The sequence below is a fragment of the Pseudacidovorax sp. genome (assembly GCF_017991995.1).
Taxonomy (GTDB): Bacteria; Pseudomonadota; Gammaproteobacteria; order Burkholderiales; family Burkholderiaceae_C; genus Xenophilus.
In genome coordinates this window covers 343,148-359,580 of record NZ_JAGOPN010000001.1, presented here as the reverse complement: position 1 = coordinate 359,580, position 16,433 = coordinate 343,148, and the positions used below count along the sequence as shown (strand labels likewise).

Sequence of the window (16,433 nt, the reverse complement as noted above, 5' to 3'; positions counted from 1 at the left end):
AGTGCGGACAAAAAATCATTGCTTCTGGAAGGGACCCCAATCCGGTTCCCGGATGTCCCCCGCCTTCCCCGCCAGTCGCGCCTTGATCTTTCCGTCAAGGGTCGTGGTCATCAGCGCTTCTCTTCCCTGAATCTGGGTGGAATAGACGATCAGCTTGCCGTTGGGAGCGAAGCTGGGGCTTTCGTCTGCCGCGGTGTCGGTGATGGCCGTGGCACTGCCAGTGGCGAGTTCCATCACGTGGAGCTTGAAGGCTCCGCCGACGCGCGAGATGTAGGCCAACCACCGCCCGTCGGGGCTGATGGCCGGAGAAATGTTGTAGGACCCCGAGAAGGTCACCCGCACCGGTGCGCCGCCGCTGGCGGGCATCTTGTAGATCTGCGGTGCGCCGCCGCGGTCGCTCACGAAGTAGATGGAACTGCCGTCGGCGGTGTAGGTCGGCTCGGTGTCGATGCTGCTGCTCTGCGTGAGCCGGCGGGGTTCGCCCCCGGCGGCCGGAATGGTGTAGAGCTGCGAGCCGCCATCGCGGCTGAGCGTCACGGCCAGGCTGCGGCCGTCGGGCGACCAGGCCGGCGCGCTGTTGGAGCCGCGGAAGTTGGCGACCAGGCGGCGCTGGCCGGTGGCGACGGTGTGCACGTAGACCACGGGCTTGCGCGACTCGAAGGACACGTAGGCCAGCTCGCCGCCGCTGGGCGACCACACGGGGGAGATGATCGGCTCGGGGCTGGCGAGTGCTGCCTGCGCGTTCTCACCGTCTGCGTCGGCCACCCACAGCGTGTAGCGGCCCGAGGCCCGCGTGACATAGGCGATGCGGGTCGAGAACACGCCCTTGTCGCCCGTCAGCTTCTCGTAGACGTAGTCGGCGATCCGGTGGGAGGCAAGGCGGAGGTCGGCCTCGGGCACGGTGTAGCTCTGGCCACCCAGGTCCTGGCCGCGCACCACGTCCCACAGACGGAAGCGCACATCCCAGCGGCCATCGGCCAGCCGGGTGACGCTGCCCGCCACGAGCGAGTCGGCCGTGCGCTGGCGCCACAGGGCCAGGTCGGGACGGCTGTTCTCGTCGAGGGATTGGCCGGATGCATCGACGCCGCGGAATTGCCCGCTACGCTCGAGATCGGCCTGGACGATGGCGGAAATCTTCTGGGGAGAGGCCTCTTCGCCGCGGAAGGGCACCAGTGCGATGGGCAACTGGGTGAGTCCCACACCGGAGACTTCGACGCGGAACTGGGCCAGGGCGGGAAGGACCGGGGCCGCGGCAAACGCGGTGATCAGCGTACGGCGGGCCAGGGTCGGGAACACGGAGGAAGACTGCGACGGCGACGAAGTATTCATGCAGCTCGGAGAAATTTACGCCTGGAAAGTTTCAGATCCGGGTCGCTCTTCCAGGCGCGGAGCCGGCGATGTTACACCTTGCCTCTACGCGCAAACCCGGGCTTGCGTTCCGATTTCGCCGCTGTCCTACAGCCGCCAGAGGCGCGCCAGGCGGCACCCGTAGAATCCGCCGCCATGTCGACCTCCCCTGCCGACGCGCCTGCGCGAGCGCCCTTGACTCGCCGGCTCGCCCGGCTCATGACGTGGTTCGGCGGTTCGCGTCGCTGGTGGGTGCTGGCCCTGGTGATGTCCGTCGTGGCCGCCGTCACCGAACCCCTGATGCCCGCCCTGCTCAAGCCCCTGCTGGACCGGGGCTTCGCGCGTGGCCAGCTCGCGCTGTGGATGGTGCCCACGGCCATCATCCTGCTCTTCGCGGTGCGCGGCGTGGCGCAGTTCGTGTCGCAATACGCGCTGGCGCGTATCGCCAACGAAGGCATGCAGCGCATGCGCAGCGTGCTGTTCGAGCGCATGCTGGCGGCGGACCTGGGGCTGTTCTCGCGCCAGTCGGCGAGCACGCTGTCCAACACCATCGTCTACGAGGTGCAGACCGGTGCCATGCTGCTCGTGCAGGCGTTGCTCAGCATCTCGCGCGACGGCTTCACCGTGGTGGCGCTGCTGTTCTACCTGCTCTACCTGAACTGGAAGCTCACCCTGGTCGTCGCCGTGCTGGTGCCCGGGGTCTCCTGGATCATGAAGGCGCTGTCGCGCCGCCTGTACAGCCTGACGCTGATGGGCCAGCAGGCCACCGACGAACTGGCCTATGTGGTGGAAGAGAACGTGCTCGCCCACCGCATGGTTCGGCTGCACGGTGCGCAGGCCGGCCAGTCGGCGCGCTTCGACCGGCTCAGCCACAGCCTGAACCGGCTGGCGGTCAAGTCCACCATCGCCTCGGCTGCGATGACGCCGCTGACGCAACTCTTCGCGGCGGTGGCCCTGTCGGTCGTGGTGATGATCGCCCTCTGGCAAAGCGGCGACCGCGGCCTGACGGTCGGCAGCTTCGTGGCGTACATCACGGCCATGCTGATGCTGATCGCGCCCATACGGCGCCTGGCCGACATGGCCAATCCCATCACCCGCGGGCTCGCGGCGCTCGAACGGGGATTGGGCCTGATGGACGGCACGCAGATCGAGGCCGAAGGCCGCTTCGAAATGGCCCGCGCCGAGGGCCGCGTGGAACTGCGCGGCGTGCAGGTGCGCTACCGCGAGGACGCGGGCATGGCGCTGGAGGACATCGATCTGCGCATCGCCCCCGGCGAGATCGTGGCGCTGGTGGGCCCTTCCGGCTCCGGCAAGACGACGCTGGTCAACCTGCTGCCCCGCTTCGTGCGGCCCACTGCCGGGCAGGTGATGCTGGACGGCCACGACGTGGCCGACTGGACGCTGGAGAGCCTTCGCCGGCAGTTCGCCCTGGTGAGCCAGGACGTGGTCATGCTCAACGACACGCTCGCGGCCAACGTCGCACTGGGCGCCGCGCAGATCGACCGGGCGCGCGTGCTGCGGTGCGTGGAGGCCGCCAACCTCGCGCCCCATGTGGAGCGCCTGCCCCAGGGCATCGACACCGTGCTGGGCCACAACGCGACCGAGCTCTCCGGTGGCCAGCGCCAGCGCCTGGCCATCGCGCGCGCGCTCTATCGCGACGCACCGGTGCTGCTGCTGGACGAAGCCACGTCCGCGCTGGACACGGAGTCGGAGCGACTGGTGCAGGATGCCCTGCAACGCCTGATGCAGGGGCGCACGACCCTGATCGTCGCGCACCGGCTGTCGACCATTCAACACGCCGATCGCATCGTGGTGATGGATCGGGGCTGCATCGTCGAGCAAGGCAGCCATGCGGAGTTGATGTCCCGGGACGGTCTCTACGCCCGTTTGCAGGCACCACGGGTAGCGCCGGCCGATGCATGAGGGATCCAGGGGCCACCCCTTCCTGGGTCCGTGCCTGGCCTGATCGCCTTTTGCTCAAGCCGCTGACGCGCGCCGGATTCACGCGCAGGCTGAAGAACTGAGCCGGCTGCAGGCCGCTTCCGGCCGTTGCGCCACTGCCGCATGTACTGCGGAGTTGTCCTACAGCTCCGCCAAACGGTTGAGCGCGAACGCTCAGGTGATCTACGAAGTGCCCGAAACTTAACAGAATGTTAATCTGAGATATCAGCAACAGCCGCTCAGCACGGGCGAACGAAGAGAGACGAAGGATTGGCAATGCAGCTCCCAGCAGCAGCACCTGCCGGTGACTCGACGGCCCTCGGCGGGGCAAGCGAACAGGACGAAGGTGCAGAGGGGATCCAGGGCGTTCTGACGGCGGTGCGTCGACACCTGGGCATGGACGTGGCGTTCATCTCGCACTTCGAGACGAGTGAGCGCGTCTTCGAGTACGTGGACTGCGCGCCGGGCGGGCCGCTGCGCCCCTTGCAGCGCCTGTCCATGAACGAAGGCTACTGCCTCAAGGTCGTGCGCGGCGAACTGCCGGAATGCATTCCCGACACCTCCAAGCTGGAGGCTGCGCGCCAGATCCCGCAGACCACGGCGGTGCCCATTGGCTCGCACCTGAGCGTTCCGGTGCGGCTCAGGGACGGCAGCCTCTACGGCACGCTGTGCTGCTTCAGCTATCTGCCGAATCCCGCGCTCGGGGAACGCGAGATGCGGCTCATGCACGCTTTTGCCGAAGTGGTCGGCCTGCGCATGGACGAGCGCTCCGCCGGCCAGCGGGCCCGGGAGAGCGCCGCCCGCGAGGTTCACGCTGCCATGGCGAAGGGGGCCCCGCGCATCGTCTTCCAGCCGGTCTACAGCATCACGCAACGTGCGGTGCGAAGCTTTGAATGCCTCTCGCGCTTCGACGTCGCGCCGCAGCGGCCACCGGACGAATGGTTCCGCATCGCCGACGAGGCCGGCGTGGGCCTGCCGCTGGAGCTGTGCGCCATCGAGAAGGCCTTGCAGAGCCTCGACGCCTTTCCCGCGACCTGCTCGCTCAGCGTCAACTGCTCGCCCAGCCTGATCCTTTCGGGCCGGCTGGAGCCGGTCCTCTCGGCGGTCCGCGCTCCTTCCCGCGTAACGCTGGAGATCACCGAGCACGCCATCGTGCAGGACTACGCGGCGCTCGCCGCCTCCTTGGCGCCGCTGCGGGCGCTGGGCGCGGGGCTGGCGGTGGACGACGCCGGCGCCGGCTATGCCAGCATGCGGCACATCCTCAATCTGGCGCCGGACATCATCAAGCTCGACATGAGCCTGACCCGCAACATCCACGAGGACGGCAAGCGCCGTGCACTGGCCAAGGGCCTGACCAGCTTCGCGCACGAGATCGACAGCCTGGTGATCGCCGAAGGCGTGGAGTCCGGCGACGAACTCGAGATGCTGCAGCGGCTCGACGTGGACTGCGCGCAGGGCTACTTCCTGGCCAGGCCGCTGGGCCTGAAGGAGGCCCTGGCCTTCAACGCGACCCACTAGGGTCGTGCGCTCGACGCCGGGGCACCCGCCGGCGTCACAGCAGCACGATGTCGTACTGCCCCTGCCCCATGGCCGACTCGGCCTGCAGCGAGATCGGCTTGCCGATGAAGTCCGACAGCCCCGCCAGGTGCTGGCTCTCCTCGTCGAGGAAGAGCTCGATCACCGCCGGCGAGGACACGATGCGGAACTCGCGCGGCGTGAACTGACGGGCCTCGCGCAGGATTTCGCGCAGCACCTCGTACGCCACCGTGCGCGCGGTCTTGACGATGCCCTGGCCGCCGCAGGCCACGCACGGCTCGCACAGCATGTGCGCCAGCGATTCGCGCGTGCGCTTGCGCGTCATCTCCACCAGGCCGAGCTGCGAGAAGCCGCTGGCCGTCGTCTTGACCCGGTCACGGCCCAGTTGCTTGCGCAGTTCGGCCAGCACCTGTTCCCGGTGGTCGGTGCGGCTCATGTCGATGAAGTCGACGATCACGATGCCGCCCATGTTGCGCAAGCGCAGCTGTCTTGCGATGGCCAGGGCCGCTTCCAGGTTGGTCTTGAAGACCGTGTCGTCGAAGTTGCGCGCCCCGACGAAGGCGCCGGTGTTGACATCGATGGTCGTCAGCGCCTCGGTCTGGTCGATCACCAGGTAGCCGCCGGACTTGAGGTCCACCCGCCGGCCGAGCGCGCGCACGATGTCCTCGTCGATGTTGAACAGGTCGAAGATCGGGCGCTCGCCCGTGTACAGGGCCAGCTTCTCGGCCGCCTTGGGCATGAATTCGCGGCCGAAGCGCAGCAGCTTGTCGAACTGCTCGCGCGAATCGATGCGGATGGTGGTCGTGTGGTCGTCCACCAGGTCGCGCAGCACGCGCTGCAGCAGGCTCAGGTCCTGGTGCAGCAGCGACACCGGCGGCATCTTGCCGGCGCGCTCGTGGATGCGGGTCCAGGTCTTGCGCAGGTAGGCGATGTCGTCGGCCAGTTCGGCGTCGCTGGCGTCCTCGCCGTTCGTGCGCAGGATGTAGCCCCCGTGATCGCGCGACGGGGCGCCCTGCCCTGCAGTCGCCTGGATGGCGGCCTCCGCCAGCGTCTGCACACGGCGGCGCAGCGTATCCCGCTGCTCGGGCGGGATCTTCTGCGAGACGCCGATGTGGTTGTCCTGCGGCAGGAAGACGAGCATGCGCCCCGCAATGCTGATCTGCGTGGACAGCCGCGCTCCCTTGGTGCCGATCGGGTCCTTGATGACCTGAACCAGCAGCGACTGGCCTTCGAACACCTGGCGCTCGATGGGCACCACGGGCTGCTGGGAGCGACCCCCCTCCCCGCCGGCCGCCGCGCGTGCCTCGGGCATCGGCGCGGCCCGCGAGCCAGGCGTGAATGGCGCCACCAGGTCGGCGACGTGCAGGAAGGCCGTGCGCTCCAGCCCGATGTCGATGAAGGCCGACTGCATGCCCGGCAGCACGCGCGACACCTTGCCCAGGTAGACGTTGCCGACGAGGCCGCGTTCCAGCGTGCGCTCCACGTGCAGTTCCTGCACGGCGCCGTGCTCGACCACCGCGACACGCGTCTCCTGGGGAGCCCAGTTGATGAGGATTTCTTGCATGGACTTGGCCGTTCAGGGGATATGCCAGCCCGCCTGGCGCAGCAGTTGCGCCGTCTCGAACACCGGCAGGCCCATGATGCCCGAATGGCTGCCCGCGATGTGCGCGACCAGGGCGCTGCCCAGTCCCTGGATGGCATAGGCGCCGGCTTTGCCCATGGGCTCGCCCGTGGCCACGTAGGCCTCGATCTGCCTGCGGGTGAGTTCGGCAAAGCGCACCCGCGAGACGCTGAGCGCCTGCAACCGGCGGCGTCCCGCCTGCACGGCCACGGCCGTCATCACGCGGTGCGTGCGCCCTGACAGCGCAGCCAGCATGGCGTGCGCATCGGCCGCGTCGGCCGGCTTGCCGAGGATGCGGCCGCCCAGCGCCACGGTGGTGTCCGCGCACAGCACCGGCGCTGCGGGCAATCCGCGCCGGCGCAGGCGGGCGACGGCCGCGTCGAGCTTGAGCCCGGTCACACGCTGCACATAGGTGGCGGCAGCCTCGCGCGGCAGCGTCACCTCCAGCGCCTCGGCATCCTCGTCGGCGTCGGCCAGCAACGGCTGGTGACGGACTTGGAGCAGGTCGAGCAACTGGGCCCGGCGCGGGCTCTGCGAGGCCAGATAGACGAAGTCCGGGCGAGGTTTATTCACGGTGGTAAGGATGGCCGGCGTTGACCGACCACGCCCTGTAGAGCTGTTCGACCAGCAGCACGCGCGCCATGGCATGCGGCAGCGTCAGGTCGGAGAGGCGGATGCGCTCGTGCGCGGCCGCCTTGAATGCCGGCTCCAGCCCGTCGGGGCCGCCGATGACCAGCGCCACGTCGTCGCCCTCCCCCTGCCAGTAGGACAGGCGGGCGGCCAGCGCCTTGGTGGTCAGCGCGGTGCCGCGCTCGTCGAGGGCGACGACGCGGGTACCGCGGGGAATGGCCGCCTCGATGCGCTCGCGCTCGGCCGCATACAGCGTCTCGAGCGACTTGGAGCCGCGGGGTTCGGTCTTGACGGCCTTGAGCTCGAGCTTGAGCTCCGGCGGGAAACGTTTGGCGTAGTCGTCCCAGGCGGTCTGCGCCCAGTCGGGCATGCGCTGCCCGACGGCGACCACCAGCAACTTCATGCCTTCTTGCGGGCCGGCGCCTTCTTGGCAGCCACCTTGCGGGCCGGCGTGCCGACCACGACCTTCTTGGGCGCAGCCTTTTTCGCAGCGGGCTTGCGGGCGGGCTTGGCCGCCGCGCGGCCGGCGGCCTTGCGTGCGGGCGCCTTGGGCGCAGCGGGCTTGGCGGCTGCCTTCTTGGCTGCAGGTTTGCGGGCCGGGAGCGCGGCCGATTCGGCAGGGGCGCCGGCACGCTTGCGCGGCGCCTTCTTGGCCGGTGCCGCGGGTTCGTCGGAAGAGACGCGGGCCGAAGGCTTGGGCGCACCGAACTTCACGCGCACCGGCTTGTCGCCCCAGATCTCTTCGAGGTGGTAGTAGGTGCGGATGTTGGGCTGCATGATGTGGGCCACGGCGGGGCCGCAGTCCACGATGATCCATTCGCCGTTGTCCTCGCCTTCGATGCGCGGCTTGTTGAAGCCGGCCTCCTTGACGGCCTCGCGCACGCTGGCGGCGAGTGCCTTGGTCTGGCGGTTGGAGGAGCCGGAGGCAACGATCACCCGCTCGAACAGCGGGGACAGGTGCTCCGTGTTGAAGACCTGGATGTCCTGGGCCTTGACGTCCTCCAGGCCATCGACGATGGCCCGCTGGAGTTTCTGGATGTCTTTCTTGGCGGAGGCGTCAGTGCTCATCAGGCGGGCTGTAGAGGTGGTGTTGTTCAATATAGCGTGCAACGGCAGGAGGAACCAGCGCCGCCACGTCCAGCCCCTGCGCGGCGCGCTGGCGGATCAGGGTGGCACTGGTGTCCTCCGGCGCAATGCGAAGGGATTCGAAACGGGCTTCGGCCGGCAGCCCAGGGAGGCTGCGCGGATCGAAGACGATGGGCTGGCCCGCATCGTCGATGCGTTCGGCCACCGCCACCGTGGCGATCTGCAGGATCTGCTGCCAGCCATGCCAGGTGGGCAGTGCCGCCGCCTGGTCGGTGCCGAGCATCAGCACCCACTCGACTTCGGGCTGTTCGAGCCGCAATTCTCGCAGGGTATCGAGCGTGTAGGTCGGACCACTGCGAAGTGTCTCCCGCGCATCGACCATCACGGCACCCAGCGGCTCGAAAGCGAGCCGTGCCATGGCCACCCGATCGGCAGCGTCGCTGAGCGTACGCGCCTTGTGCCAGGCATGGCCGGTGGGCAGCACGCGCAGCTCGCGCAGACGCAACTGCGAGAGGGCCGCGCGCGCCAACGCCACATGTGTGTTGTGCGGTGGATCGAAGGCACCGCCGAACACGCCCACGCGAGGTTTCAGAGCCATTCGCGGCGGGGCAGGAAGTCGGTGTAGAGCCGCGCCTCGGCCGAGCCGGGTGCTTCTTCGCGGCGATAGGCCCAGCTGGCCTGCGGCGGCATCGACAGCAGGATGGATTCGGTGCGACCGCCCGACTGCAGGCCGAAGTGCGTGCCGCGGTCCCACACCAGGTTGAACTCGACGTAGCGCCCCCGGCGGTACAACTGGAAGTCGCGCTCTCGTTCGCCCCAGGGCAGGCTGCGGCGACGCTCCACGATGGGCATGTAGGCCGACAGGAAGGCATCGCCGACCGACTGCAGCATGCAGAAGCTGCGCTCGAAGCCCAACTCTGAGAAGTCGTCGAAGAAGATGCCGCCGATGCCGCGCTGTTCGCCCCGGTGCTTCAGACAGAAATACTCGTCGCACCAGGCCTTGAAGCGGGGGTATTTGTCCTCACCGAACGGGGCAAGCGCATCGTGGCAACTGCGGTGGAAATGCACCGCGTCGTCCTCGAAGCCGTAGTAGGGCGTGAGGTCCATGCCGCCGCCGAACCAGCACACCGGTTCGGCATTGGCCGGCAGCGCCGCGATCATGCGCACGTTCATGTGCACGGTCGGCACGTACGGATTGCGCGGATGGAAGACCAGCGAGACCCCCATGGCCTCGAAGGGCGCGCCGGCCAGTTCGGGGCGGTGCTGCGTCGCGGACGGCGGCAGCCGAGGCCCCCTCACCTGCGAGAAGCCGCAGCCTGCGCGCTCGAACAGATCGCCGCCTTCCAGGATGCAGGTCAGTCCCTCGCCCTGCAGCGGCTCGCCAGGCGCCTTGTGCCAGGCATCGCGCACGGCGCGCCCGCCATCGGCGCCCTCGACCGCTTCGACGATGCGCGCCTGCAAGCCGCGTAGCCAGTCGCCGACCGCCTGCGGCTGAGCCTGCATCAGGCGCCCTGCCCGCGCGCAGGCATCGCGCGATGGCCGATGTCCTTGCGGTACTGCACGCCGTCGAAGCGCACCTGCGCGGCCACCTCGTAGGCGCGCTGCTGGGCCAGCTTGACGTTGTCGGCCAGCACCGTCACACACATCACGCGGCCGCCGCTGGTGAGCAGCTTGCCGTCCTGCAGCGTGGTGCCGGCATGGAAGACCACCGCATCGGCAGCCTCTGCCGGCACGCCGCTGATGGCGTCGCCCTTGCGCGGATCCAGCGGATAGCCGTGCGCAGCCAGGACCACGCCGAGCGCGGTACGCCGGTCCCATTCGAGTTCCACCTGGTCCAGGGTGCCATCCGTGGCGTGCCAGAGCAGATCGAACAGGTCGGACTTCAGGCGCATCATGATCGGCTGCGTCTCGGGGTCACCCATGCGGCAGTTGAATTCGAGCGTCTTGGGATGGCCGGCCGCGTCGATCATCAGTCCGGCGTAGAGGAAGCCGGTGTAGGGAATGCCGTCGCGCTCCATGCCGCGGATCGTCGGCAGGATGATCTCGCGCATCACGCGGGCATGCACCTCGGCCGTCACCACGGGCGCCGGCGAATAGGCGCCCATGCCGCCGGTGTTCGGGCCCTGGTCGCCATCGAGCAGACGCTTGTGGTCCTGGCTGGTGGCGAGGGCCGCGACGTTCTTGCCATCGCACAGCACGATGAAGCTCGCTTCCTCACCCGCCAGGAACTCCTCGATCACCACGCGGGCACCGCCCTCGTTGTGGCTGATGCCCAGCTTGTTGTCGAGCAGCATGAAGTCGATGGCCTCGTGCGCCTCGGCCAGCGACGTCGCCACGACCACGCCCTTGCCCGCCGCCAGACCATCGGCCTTGATGACGATGGGCGCGCCCTTGGCGTCCACATAGGCATGGGCGGCCGAGGCATCGGTGAAGGTCTCGTATTCCGCGGTGGGAATCTTGTGCCGCTTCATGAAGGCCTTGGAGAAGGCCTTGGAGCTTTCGAGCTGCGCGGCCGCCTTGGTGGGACCGAAGATGCGCAGGCCGTGGTCGCGGAATTCGTCGACCACGCCCGCCGCCAGCGGGCCTTCCGGGCCGACCACGGTCAGCGCGATCTTTTCCTGCTGCGCCCATTCGCGAAGCGCTGCGGGATCGGTGTGGGGGACTTGCACGAATCGCTTGTCCAGCGCCGTGCCGCCGTTGCCGGGCGCCACGTAGACCCGCGTGACGCGCTCGGACTGCGCCAGGCGCCACGCCAGCGCGTGCTCGCGGCCACCCCCGCCGATGACCAGGACCTTCATCAGGAGGCCTCCGCGATGGACGCGTTGTGGTAGACCTCCTGAACGTCGTCCAGGTCCTCGATCATGTCCAGCAGCTTCTGCATGCGGGCGCCGTCCTCCCCACCGAGTTCGATGGTGTTCTCCGCACGCATCGTGACCTCGGCCAGTTCGGCCTTCAGGCCGGCAGCCTCCAGCGCGTTCTTGACGGCTTCGAAATCGCCGGGCGCGGTGATCACCTCGATGGCCCCGTCGTCGTCCGTCACCACGTCCTCGGCGCCGGCTTCCAGTGCCACTTCCATGACCTTGTCCTCGTCCGTGCCCGGCGCGAACAGGATCTGGCCGCAATGCTTGAACTGGAAGGCCACCGAGCCCTCGGTGCCCATGTTGCCGCCGTACTTGGAGAACACATGCCGCACTTCGGCGACCGTGCGCACACGGTTGTCGGTCATGGTGTCCACGATGATGGCCGCGCCGCCGATGCCGTAGCCCTCGTAGCGGATTTCCTCGTACTGCACGCCTTCGAGGTTGCCGGTGGCCTTGTCGATGTTGCGCTTGATGGTGTCGGCCGGCATGTTGGCGGCCTTGGCCTTGTCGACCGCCAGGCGCAGGCGGGGGTTGGCCGTGAGGTCACCGCCACCCGTGCGCGCGGCCACCATGATTTCGCGGATGACGCGCGTCCAGATCTTGCCGCGCTTCTCGTCCTGCCGGCCTTTTCTGTGTTGAATGTTTGCCCACTTGCTGTGTCCGGCCATGACCTGATGCTCGCGTTTCTTGTCTGTCGTTACGGGTAGGCAATTTTACCGTCCGCAACGAGGCGACCCCTCGGCGGGACGGCATACTCCGCCTTTTTCACGACACACGCACCGCTCCATGACCATCGATTCCTCCAGCGCCGGCCTGTCGAACGAGGACATGGACAGCTGCGATGTCTTCGTGATCGGCGGCGGCCCGGCGGGCGCCACGGCCGCCGCCCTGCTCGCGCGCCAGGGCCGGCGGGTGGTGATGGCCGAGAAGGCGCATCACCCGCGTTTCCACATCGGCGAATCGCTGCTGCCTGCCAACGTCGAACTGTTCGACCGGCTGGGCGTTCGCGAACAGGTCGAGCGCGTCGGCATGGCCAAGTGGGGCGCCGAGTTCGTCTCGCAGGAGCACGGACGCAGTGTCCGCCTCGGCTTTGGCGAGGGATGGGACAAGAAGCTCACCCACGCTTGGCAGGTTCGCCGGTCCGACCTGGATGAGATCCTGTTCCGCCATGCGGCGAAGGAAGGCGCGACCGCACTCGAAGGCTGCCGGGTGCGCGAGGTCGCCTTCGACGATCAGGGCGCGACCATCCATGCCACGCTCGACGACGGCAGTTCGCGCCAGTGGCGCGCGCGCTTCGTGGTCGACGCCTCCGGCCGCGACACCTTCATGGCCAACCGCCTGAAGTCCAAGCTCAAGAACCCGCGCCACAACAGTTCGGCTCTGTTCGGCCACTTCCGCAACGCGTGGCGGGCAGAAGGCATGTACGAGGGCTACATCACCATCTTCTGGTTCAAGCACGGCTGGTTCTGGTACATCCCGCTGGCGGACGGCACGGTGAGCGTGGGCGCCGTGTGCTGGCCCTATTACCTGAAGTCGCGCGACAAGCCACTCAAGGAGTTCTTCGCCGACACCATCGCCATGAGCCCCGAGCTTGCCGAGCGGCTCAAGGGCGCGGAACTGGTCGACGACGCGGTATATGCCACCGGCAACTATTCCTACAGCGGCACACATTGCACCGGCCAGCGCTACCTGATGCTGGGCGATGCCTTCGCCTTCATCGATCCGGTGTTCTCGTCGGGTGTGTACCTGGCCATGCACAGTGCCTTCGAGGGAGCCGAACTCGTGGCCACCACGCTGGACCAGCCCAGCCGCGCCCCCGCCGCGCGGCGCGCCTTCGAGCGGTACATGCGCAAGGGCCCGAAGGAGTTCTCCTGGTTCATCTTCCGCGTCACCAACCCGACGATGCGCGAGTTCTTCATGTACCCGCAGAACCCCTTCCGCGTGAAGGAGGCGCTGATGTCGCTGCTCGCGGGGGACATCCACAACGGCACGCCGATCTGGCGCTCGCTGCGCATCCTCAAGACCATCTACTACGCGGTGTCCGCGGCCAATCCACGGCGAACCTGGCATGCCTGGCAGCGGCGCCGGCGCAACATCCGAGACCTGGGACCGCTGGCCGGCGAGAACGTGCTCGAGCGGCAATGAGTGCAGCCTCGCCCATCACCACCGGCGCCCGCGCCGCGGACGCTGCCGCCGTCGTGCCCGCTTCGACCTTTCAGCGCTGGCCCCTGAGCGATGCCGCCCGGGTCGAATCCGGACGCATCCTGGGTGGACTGGTCTATGGCTGGATGGAGGACGGCGCGGCGCTGCCTGACGGCCTGACTGCAGTGCCGGCCCCGATGCTTGTGCAGCAGCAGGTGCGCGCCGATGTGTGGCTTGCCAGCGGGCCGGTCGAGGCCGGCCAGACCGGCAATGTGCGCTGGCGCCACGACGGCCGGCACCTGTTCGGCGCCATCGACCTGCCGGAAGACGGCTCCGGCCTGGAGGCGCTTGCCCGGCGGGCCTATGGCGACCTCTTCGCCTGCCTCGCCCGGACGGGCTTTGCCCATTTGCACAGGCTCTGGAACTACCTGCCGCGCATCAACGAGGATGGCGGCGGGCTGGAACGGTACCGCCAGTTCAATGCCGGGCGGCAGCAGGCATTCCTCGATGCCGGCCAGGCCGCGTTCGAAGGCGCCCCCGCAGCCTGCGCGCTCGGCCTGCACAGGGGTGGCCTGATCCTGCGCTTCCTCGCCGCCAGGGTGCCGCCACAGCCCATCGAGAACCCGCGCCAGACGCCCGCCTGGCGCTACCCGGCCGACTACGGCCCACGCGCGCCGACCTTCTCGCGGGCGGCCGTGGTGTGCCAGCCTGACGGAACGAAGCATCTGTTCGTCTCGGGCACGGCCAGCATCGTCGGCCATGCGACCGTCCATGTGGACGACCTGCAGGCCCAACTCGAAGAGACACTGCGCAACCTCGACGCCGTGCTGGCCGAGGCGAACCACCACGGTGGCGGCGGATTCACCCTTGGCGGGAGCGACGCCGTGGTTTACGTCCGCCGTCCCGAGGACGCGCCGGTGCTGCGCGACCAGTTGGCCGCGGCATTGGGCGCGCAGAGTCCTTTCCTCCGTCGCGCACTGTTCCTGCACGCTGACATCTGCCGTCGCGATCTGCTGCTAGAAATCGAAACCCACATGAGCATTGCCGACCGTCCTGCAGCCGCTGTCGCGCCGCCTCCCGAGGCCGCCGAAACGCGCCGCACCACGTCGCTCCCGGATCTGGATGACCCCACGCGCTGACCGCCACCGCCCCCAACCTCGCCTGGATTGCGCGCAGCCATGAGGCCGATCCTGCGGTTCGCCAAGGCGGTTCTTCTTGCGCCGCCGCTCTACCTGCTGCTGTTGGGGCTGGGTCTCATGTCTCTGGCATGGAACATGGCCGCCATGGTGCTTTATCCCTTGCTGCCGGCCGGAAGAGGCCGTGACGTCGGTCGCGCAGCCATCGCGCATGGCTACCGCCTGTTCTGGACCGTGGCCTGCGCCTGCGGAATGATGCGCATCGATGCCCGTTGCCTGTCCGCCCTGCGCGATGAGCAAGGGCTCGTGATCATCGCCAACCATCCGACGATGCTCGATGCCCTGCTGCTGGTAGCGCACCTGCCGCACAGCGCCTGCATCATGAAGGCGTCGCTGATGAGGAACGTGTTCCTGGGCGCCGGCGCCCGGCTGGCACGCTACATCCGCAATGACTCGGCCCGCACCATGGTGCGGCTGGCTGTCGACGACCTGCGCGATGGCGGGCAACTCGTCGTCTTTCCTGAGGGCACCCGCACGACCGGCGGGCGGCTCAACGCCTTCCGCCCTGGCGTCACCCTGATCGCACGGCTCGCGCAGGCGCCGATCCAGACCGTGTTCATCGACACCGACTCGCCCTACCTCGGCAAGGGCTGGCCGATCTGGCGGGTTCCCCCGCTGCCCATCGTGTTCCACCTGCGGCTGGGCGAACGCTTTGCACCGATGGCGGACAGCAACGCCCTCACGGCACGCCTCGAACAATACTTCCAACAACATCTGACGCCCGGGCACGCGCCCGAGGCGGTCGCTGCCGAATGCCAGAGTCCTCGCGCACCCACCTTGTCCTGATCCCCAGCTACAACACCGGACCGAAAGTTTTCGAGACGGTGCGCGAAGCCCGGGCCCAGTGGAACCCCGTGTGGGTGGTGGTGGACGGCAGCACCGACGGCACGGCCGAGCAACTCCAGCAGATGGCGCGGGCGGACGCCGGCCTGCGCGTGTGGGTGCTGCCCCAGAACCGGGGCAAGGGCGCCGCCGTGATGCAGGGTCTGCGAACCGCCGCCGCCGAAGGGTTCACGCACGCGCTCACGATGGATTCCGACGGGCAGCATCCTTCGGCGCTCATCCCCGCGTTCATGGCAGCGTCGATCCAGCGGCCGGAGACGATGGTGCTCGGCCGGCCGGTGTTCGACGCCAGTGCCCCGCTGCTGCGTGTGCGCGGGCGCCGTGTCTCCAACGGATGGACACAGCTGGAGACCCTGTTCGCCGGGATCGGCGACTCGCTGTATGGCTTCCGGGTCTACCCCATCGACGACCTGCTCGCGATCATGGACCGGCAACGCTGGATGCGGCGCTTTGACTTCGACACCGAGGCGGTGGTCCGGCTGGCCTGGCGCGGCGTGAAGCCCGTCAACATCGACGCGCCGGTCAAGTACCTGAGCGCCGACGAGGGCGGCGTCTCCCACTTCCGGTATGGCCGCGACAACGTGCTGCTGACATGGATGCACACGCGGCTGATGATCGAGTTCTTCCTGCGCCTGCCTTCCCTGGCCTGGCGACGTCTGCGGGGAGCGCCACCCTTCCAGCGCTGAATTCAGGCCGCGGGCAGTGCGATGCCCGCCGAGCGGGACCGCAGGAAGGCGGGGATCACCCGTGCGACGCGCTGCATCATGGCGAATTCGCCGTCGCTCAGTTCTTTGCTGTCCTGATCGAAGTGGCACAGCGAGCCGAACAGCTGGCCGGCGTCGTCCAGCACCGGAACGCCGTGATAGCTCAGCAACACGCCTTGGTAGACATGGCCGTCGAGGCGACGGTCAGCGCCGGTGTCTCCACTTTGGAAGCCGCCGTCGCGCAGCACGTACTGGCAGAAGCTGTCCTTGAAGGGCACCGCGGCCAGATGCTCGGGCCGCGCTTCACCCGCCTTGTCCACCAGCGCAAGGTTGCGCATGAGGTCGCCCTCGAAGCGGTAGACGCCGGTATAGCGGTGGGGAACACGGGCGTTCAGCTCGCGCAGAGCCGCTTCGAGGCCCTCGATCTGGCAGACACGCACGAACCACTGGATCTCGTTCATCAGGACACTTTCGCAGAAGGTGCGATTGTCGTGGAGCCCGCCGCGGGCCCACCAGGGTGAGCGGA

The 16,433-nt window shown here is 68.3% G+C and carries 16 protein-coding genes; 6 read left to right on the top strand and 10 right to left on the bottom strand.

What is annotated here, in order from left to right:
- Positions 1–15: 15 nt before the first annotated feature.
- Positions 16–1,329 carry a Tol-Pal system beta propeller repeat protein TolB gene (gene tolB / locus KBC94_RS01675; protein ID WP_294365632.1) on the bottom strand — a complete coding sequence of 438 codons (1,314 nt, stop codon included), beginning with the start codon at positions 1,327–1,329 and terminating at the stop codon, positions 16–18.
- A gap of 174 nt (positions 1,330–1,503) precedes the next feature.
- Here tolB and msbA point away from each other — a divergent pair, with 174 nt between their 5' ends.
- Together msbA and KBC94_RS01665 are read left to right on the top strand one after the other, a co-directional pair.
- A complete protein-coding gene (gene msbA, locus KBC94_RS01670; protein ID WP_294365630.1) occupies positions 1,504–3,270 on the top strand; it encodes a lipid A export permease/ATP-binding protein MsbA in 1,767 nt (588 codons plus the stop codon).
- A gap of 294 nt (positions 3,271–3,564) precedes the next feature.
- Entirely contained in the window at positions 3,565–4,806 is a 1,242-nt protein-coding gene (locus KBC94_RS01665) for an EAL domain-containing protein (RefSeq protein ID WP_294365628.1), read from the top strand.
- A 34-nt stretch (positions 4,807–4,840) separates the two neighbouring features.
- On the opposite strand, the gene rng is transcribed toward KBC94_RS01665, so the two are convergent.
- The 8 genes from rng to KBC94_RS01625 are packed head-to-tail and all read right to left on the bottom strand — an operon-like array spanning position 4,841 to position 11,690.
- A complete protein-coding gene (rng, locus tag KBC94_RS01660) occupies positions 4,841–6,388 on the bottom strand; it encodes a ribonuclease G (RefSeq protein WP_294365627.1) in 1,548 nt (515 codons plus the stop codon).
- 12 nt (positions 6,389–6,400) lie between these two features.
- On the bottom strand, positions 6,401–7,018 hold the full coding sequence (locus KBC94_RS01655; RefSeq protein ID WP_294365626.1) for a nucleoside triphosphate pyrophosphatase: 618 nt from the start codon (positions 7,016–7,018) through the stop codon (positions 6,401–6,403).
- Positions 7,011–7,478: a 23S rRNA (pseudouridine(1915)-N(3))-methyltransferase RlmH gene (gene rlmH, locus KBC94_RS01650; RefSeq protein WP_294365625.1), complete on the bottom strand. Its 468-nt coding sequence runs from the start codon at positions 7,476–7,478 to the stop codon at positions 7,011–7,013. The genes KBC94_RS01655 and rlmH overlap by 8 nt, the downstream gene beginning before the upstream one ends.
- The gene (gene rsfS, locus KBC94_RS01645; RefSeq protein WP_294365623.1) at positions 7,475–8,143 is read right to left on the bottom strand and encodes a ribosome silencing factor; all 669 of its coding nucleotides are present in this window, start codon (positions 8,141–8,143) and stop codon (positions 7,475–7,477) included. The genes rlmH and rsfS overlap by 4 nt, the downstream gene beginning before the upstream one ends.
- A complete protein-coding gene (nadD, locus tag KBC94_RS01640) occupies positions 8,133–8,759 on the bottom strand; it encodes a nicotinate (nicotinamide) nucleotide adenylyltransferase (protein ID WP_294365621.1) in 627 nt (208 codons plus the stop codon). The genes rsfS and nadD overlap by 11 nt, the downstream gene beginning before the upstream one ends.
- Entirely contained in the window at positions 8,750–9,664 is a 915-nt protein-coding gene (hemF, locus tag KBC94_RS01635) for an oxygen-dependent coproporphyrinogen oxidase (RefSeq protein WP_294365620.1), read from the bottom strand. The genes nadD and hemF overlap by 10 nt, the downstream gene beginning before the upstream one ends.
- Positions 9,664–10,959 carry a phosphoribosylamine--glycine ligase gene (gene purD / locus KBC94_RS01630; protein WP_294365618.1) on the bottom strand — a complete coding sequence of 432 codons (1,296 nt, stop codon included), beginning with the start codon at positions 10,957–10,959 and terminating at the stop codon, positions 9,664–9,666. The genes hemF and purD overlap by 1 nt, the downstream gene beginning before the upstream one ends.
- On the bottom strand, positions 10,959–11,690 hold the full coding sequence (locus KBC94_RS01625) for a YebC/PmpR family DNA-binding transcriptional regulator (RefSeq protein ID WP_294365617.1): 732 nt from the start codon (positions 11,688–11,690) through the stop codon (positions 10,959–10,961). The genes purD and KBC94_RS01625 overlap by 1 nt, the downstream gene beginning before the upstream one ends.
- A gap of 118 nt (positions 11,691–11,808) precedes the next feature.
- On the opposite strand from KBC94_RS01625, the gene KBC94_RS01620 reads away from it, so the two are divergent.
- The 4 genes from KBC94_RS01620 to KBC94_RS01605 are packed head-to-tail and all read left to right on the top strand — an operon-like array spanning position 11,809 to position 15,889.
- Positions 11,809–13,167, top strand: a complete 1,359-nt coding sequence (locus KBC94_RS01620) for a tryptophan 7-halogenase (RefSeq protein ID WP_294365616.1) — start codon at positions 11,809–11,811, stop codon at positions 13,165–13,167.
- Complete coding sequence (locus tag KBC94_RS01615; protein WP_294365614.1) at positions 13,164–14,303, top strand: hypothetical protein; 1,140 nt, start codon at positions 13,164–13,166, stop codon at positions 14,301–14,303. The genes KBC94_RS01620 and KBC94_RS01615 overlap by 4 nt, the downstream gene beginning before the upstream one ends.
- Before the next feature lie 39 nt (positions 14,304–14,342).
- Positions 14,343–15,146 carry a lysophospholipid acyltransferase family protein gene (locus KBC94_RS01610; protein WP_294365612.1) on the top strand — a complete coding sequence of 268 codons (804 nt, stop codon included), beginning with the start codon at positions 14,343–14,345 and terminating at the stop codon, positions 15,144–15,146.
- A complete protein-coding gene (locus tag KBC94_RS01605; RefSeq protein ID WP_294365609.1) occupies positions 15,113–15,889 on the top strand; it encodes a glycosyltransferase family 2 protein in 777 nt (258 codons plus the stop codon). The genes KBC94_RS01610 and KBC94_RS01605 overlap by 34 nt, the downstream gene beginning before the upstream one ends.
- Positions 15,890–15,891: 2 nt before the next feature.
- On the opposite strand, the gene KBC94_RS01600 is transcribed toward KBC94_RS01605, so the two are convergent.
- Positions 15,892–16,368 (bottom strand): GAF domain-containing protein, encoded by a 477-nt coding sequence (locus tag KBC94_RS01600; RefSeq protein ID WP_294365607.1) that lies wholly within the window; start codon positions 16,366–16,368, stop codon positions 15,892–15,894.
- Between the last annotated feature and the right edge of the window lie 65 nt (positions 16,369–16,433).

Bases quoted from the DNA above. Each gene is read 5' to 3' on its own strand.
- KBC94_RS01615 (WP_294365614.1), top strand. From the start codon at position 13,164: ATGAGTGCAGCCTCGCCCATCACCACCGGCGCCCGCGCCGCGGACGCT.
- rlmH (WP_294365625.1), bottom strand. From the start codon at position 7,478: ATGAAGTTGCTGGTGGTCGCCGTCGGGCAGCGCATGCCCGACTGGGCG.
- KBC94_RS01625 (WP_294365617.1), bottom strand. From the start codon at position 11,690: ATGGCCGGACACAGCAAGTGGGCAAACATTCAACACAGAAAAGGCCGG.
- msbA (WP_294365630.1), top strand. From the start codon at position 1,504: ATGTCGACCTCCCCTGCCGACGCGCCTGCGCGAGCGCCCTTGACTCGC.
- purD (WP_294365618.1), bottom strand. From the start codon at position 10,959: ATGAAGGTCCTGGTCATCGGCGGGGGTGGCCGCGAGCACGCGCTGGCG.
- KBC94_RS01600 (WP_294365607.1), bottom strand. From the start codon at position 16,368: ATGAACGAGATCCAGTGGTTCGTGCGTGTCTGCCAGATCGAGGGCCTC.
- KBC94_RS01605 (WP_294365609.1), top strand. From the start codon at position 15,113: ATGCCAGAGTCCTCGCGCACCCACCTTGTCCTGATCCCCAGCTACAAC.
- KBC94_RS01610 (WP_294365612.1), top strand. From the start codon at position 14,343: ATGAGGCCGATCCTGCGGTTCGCCAAGGCGGTTCTTCTTGCGCCGCCG.
- KBC94_RS01620 (WP_294365616.1), top strand. From the start codon at position 11,809: ATGACCATCGATTCCTCCAGCGCCGGCCTGTCGAACGAGGACATGGAC.
- rsfS (WP_294365623.1), bottom strand. From the start codon at position 8,143: ATGAGCACTGACGCCTCCGCCAAGAAAGACATCCAGAAACTCCAGCGG.
- KBC94_RS01665 (WP_294365628.1), top strand. From the start codon at position 3,565: ATGCAGCTCCCAGCAGCAGCACCTGCCGGTGACTCGACGGCCCTCGGC.
- tolB (WP_294365632.1), bottom strand. From the start codon at position 1,329: ATGAATACTTCGTCGCCGTCGCAGTCTTCCTCCGTGTTCCCGACCCTG.
- rng (WP_294365627.1), bottom strand. From the start codon at position 6,388: ATGCAAGAAATCCTCATCAACTGGGCTCCCCAGGAGACGCGTGTCGCG.
- hemF (WP_294365620.1), bottom strand. From the start codon at position 9,664: ATGCAGGCTCAGCCGCAGGCGGTCGGCGACTGGCTACGCGGCTTGCAG.
- nadD (WP_294365621.1), bottom strand. From the start codon at position 8,759: ATGGCTCTGAAACCTCGCGTGGGCGTGTTCGGCGGTGCCTTCGATCCA.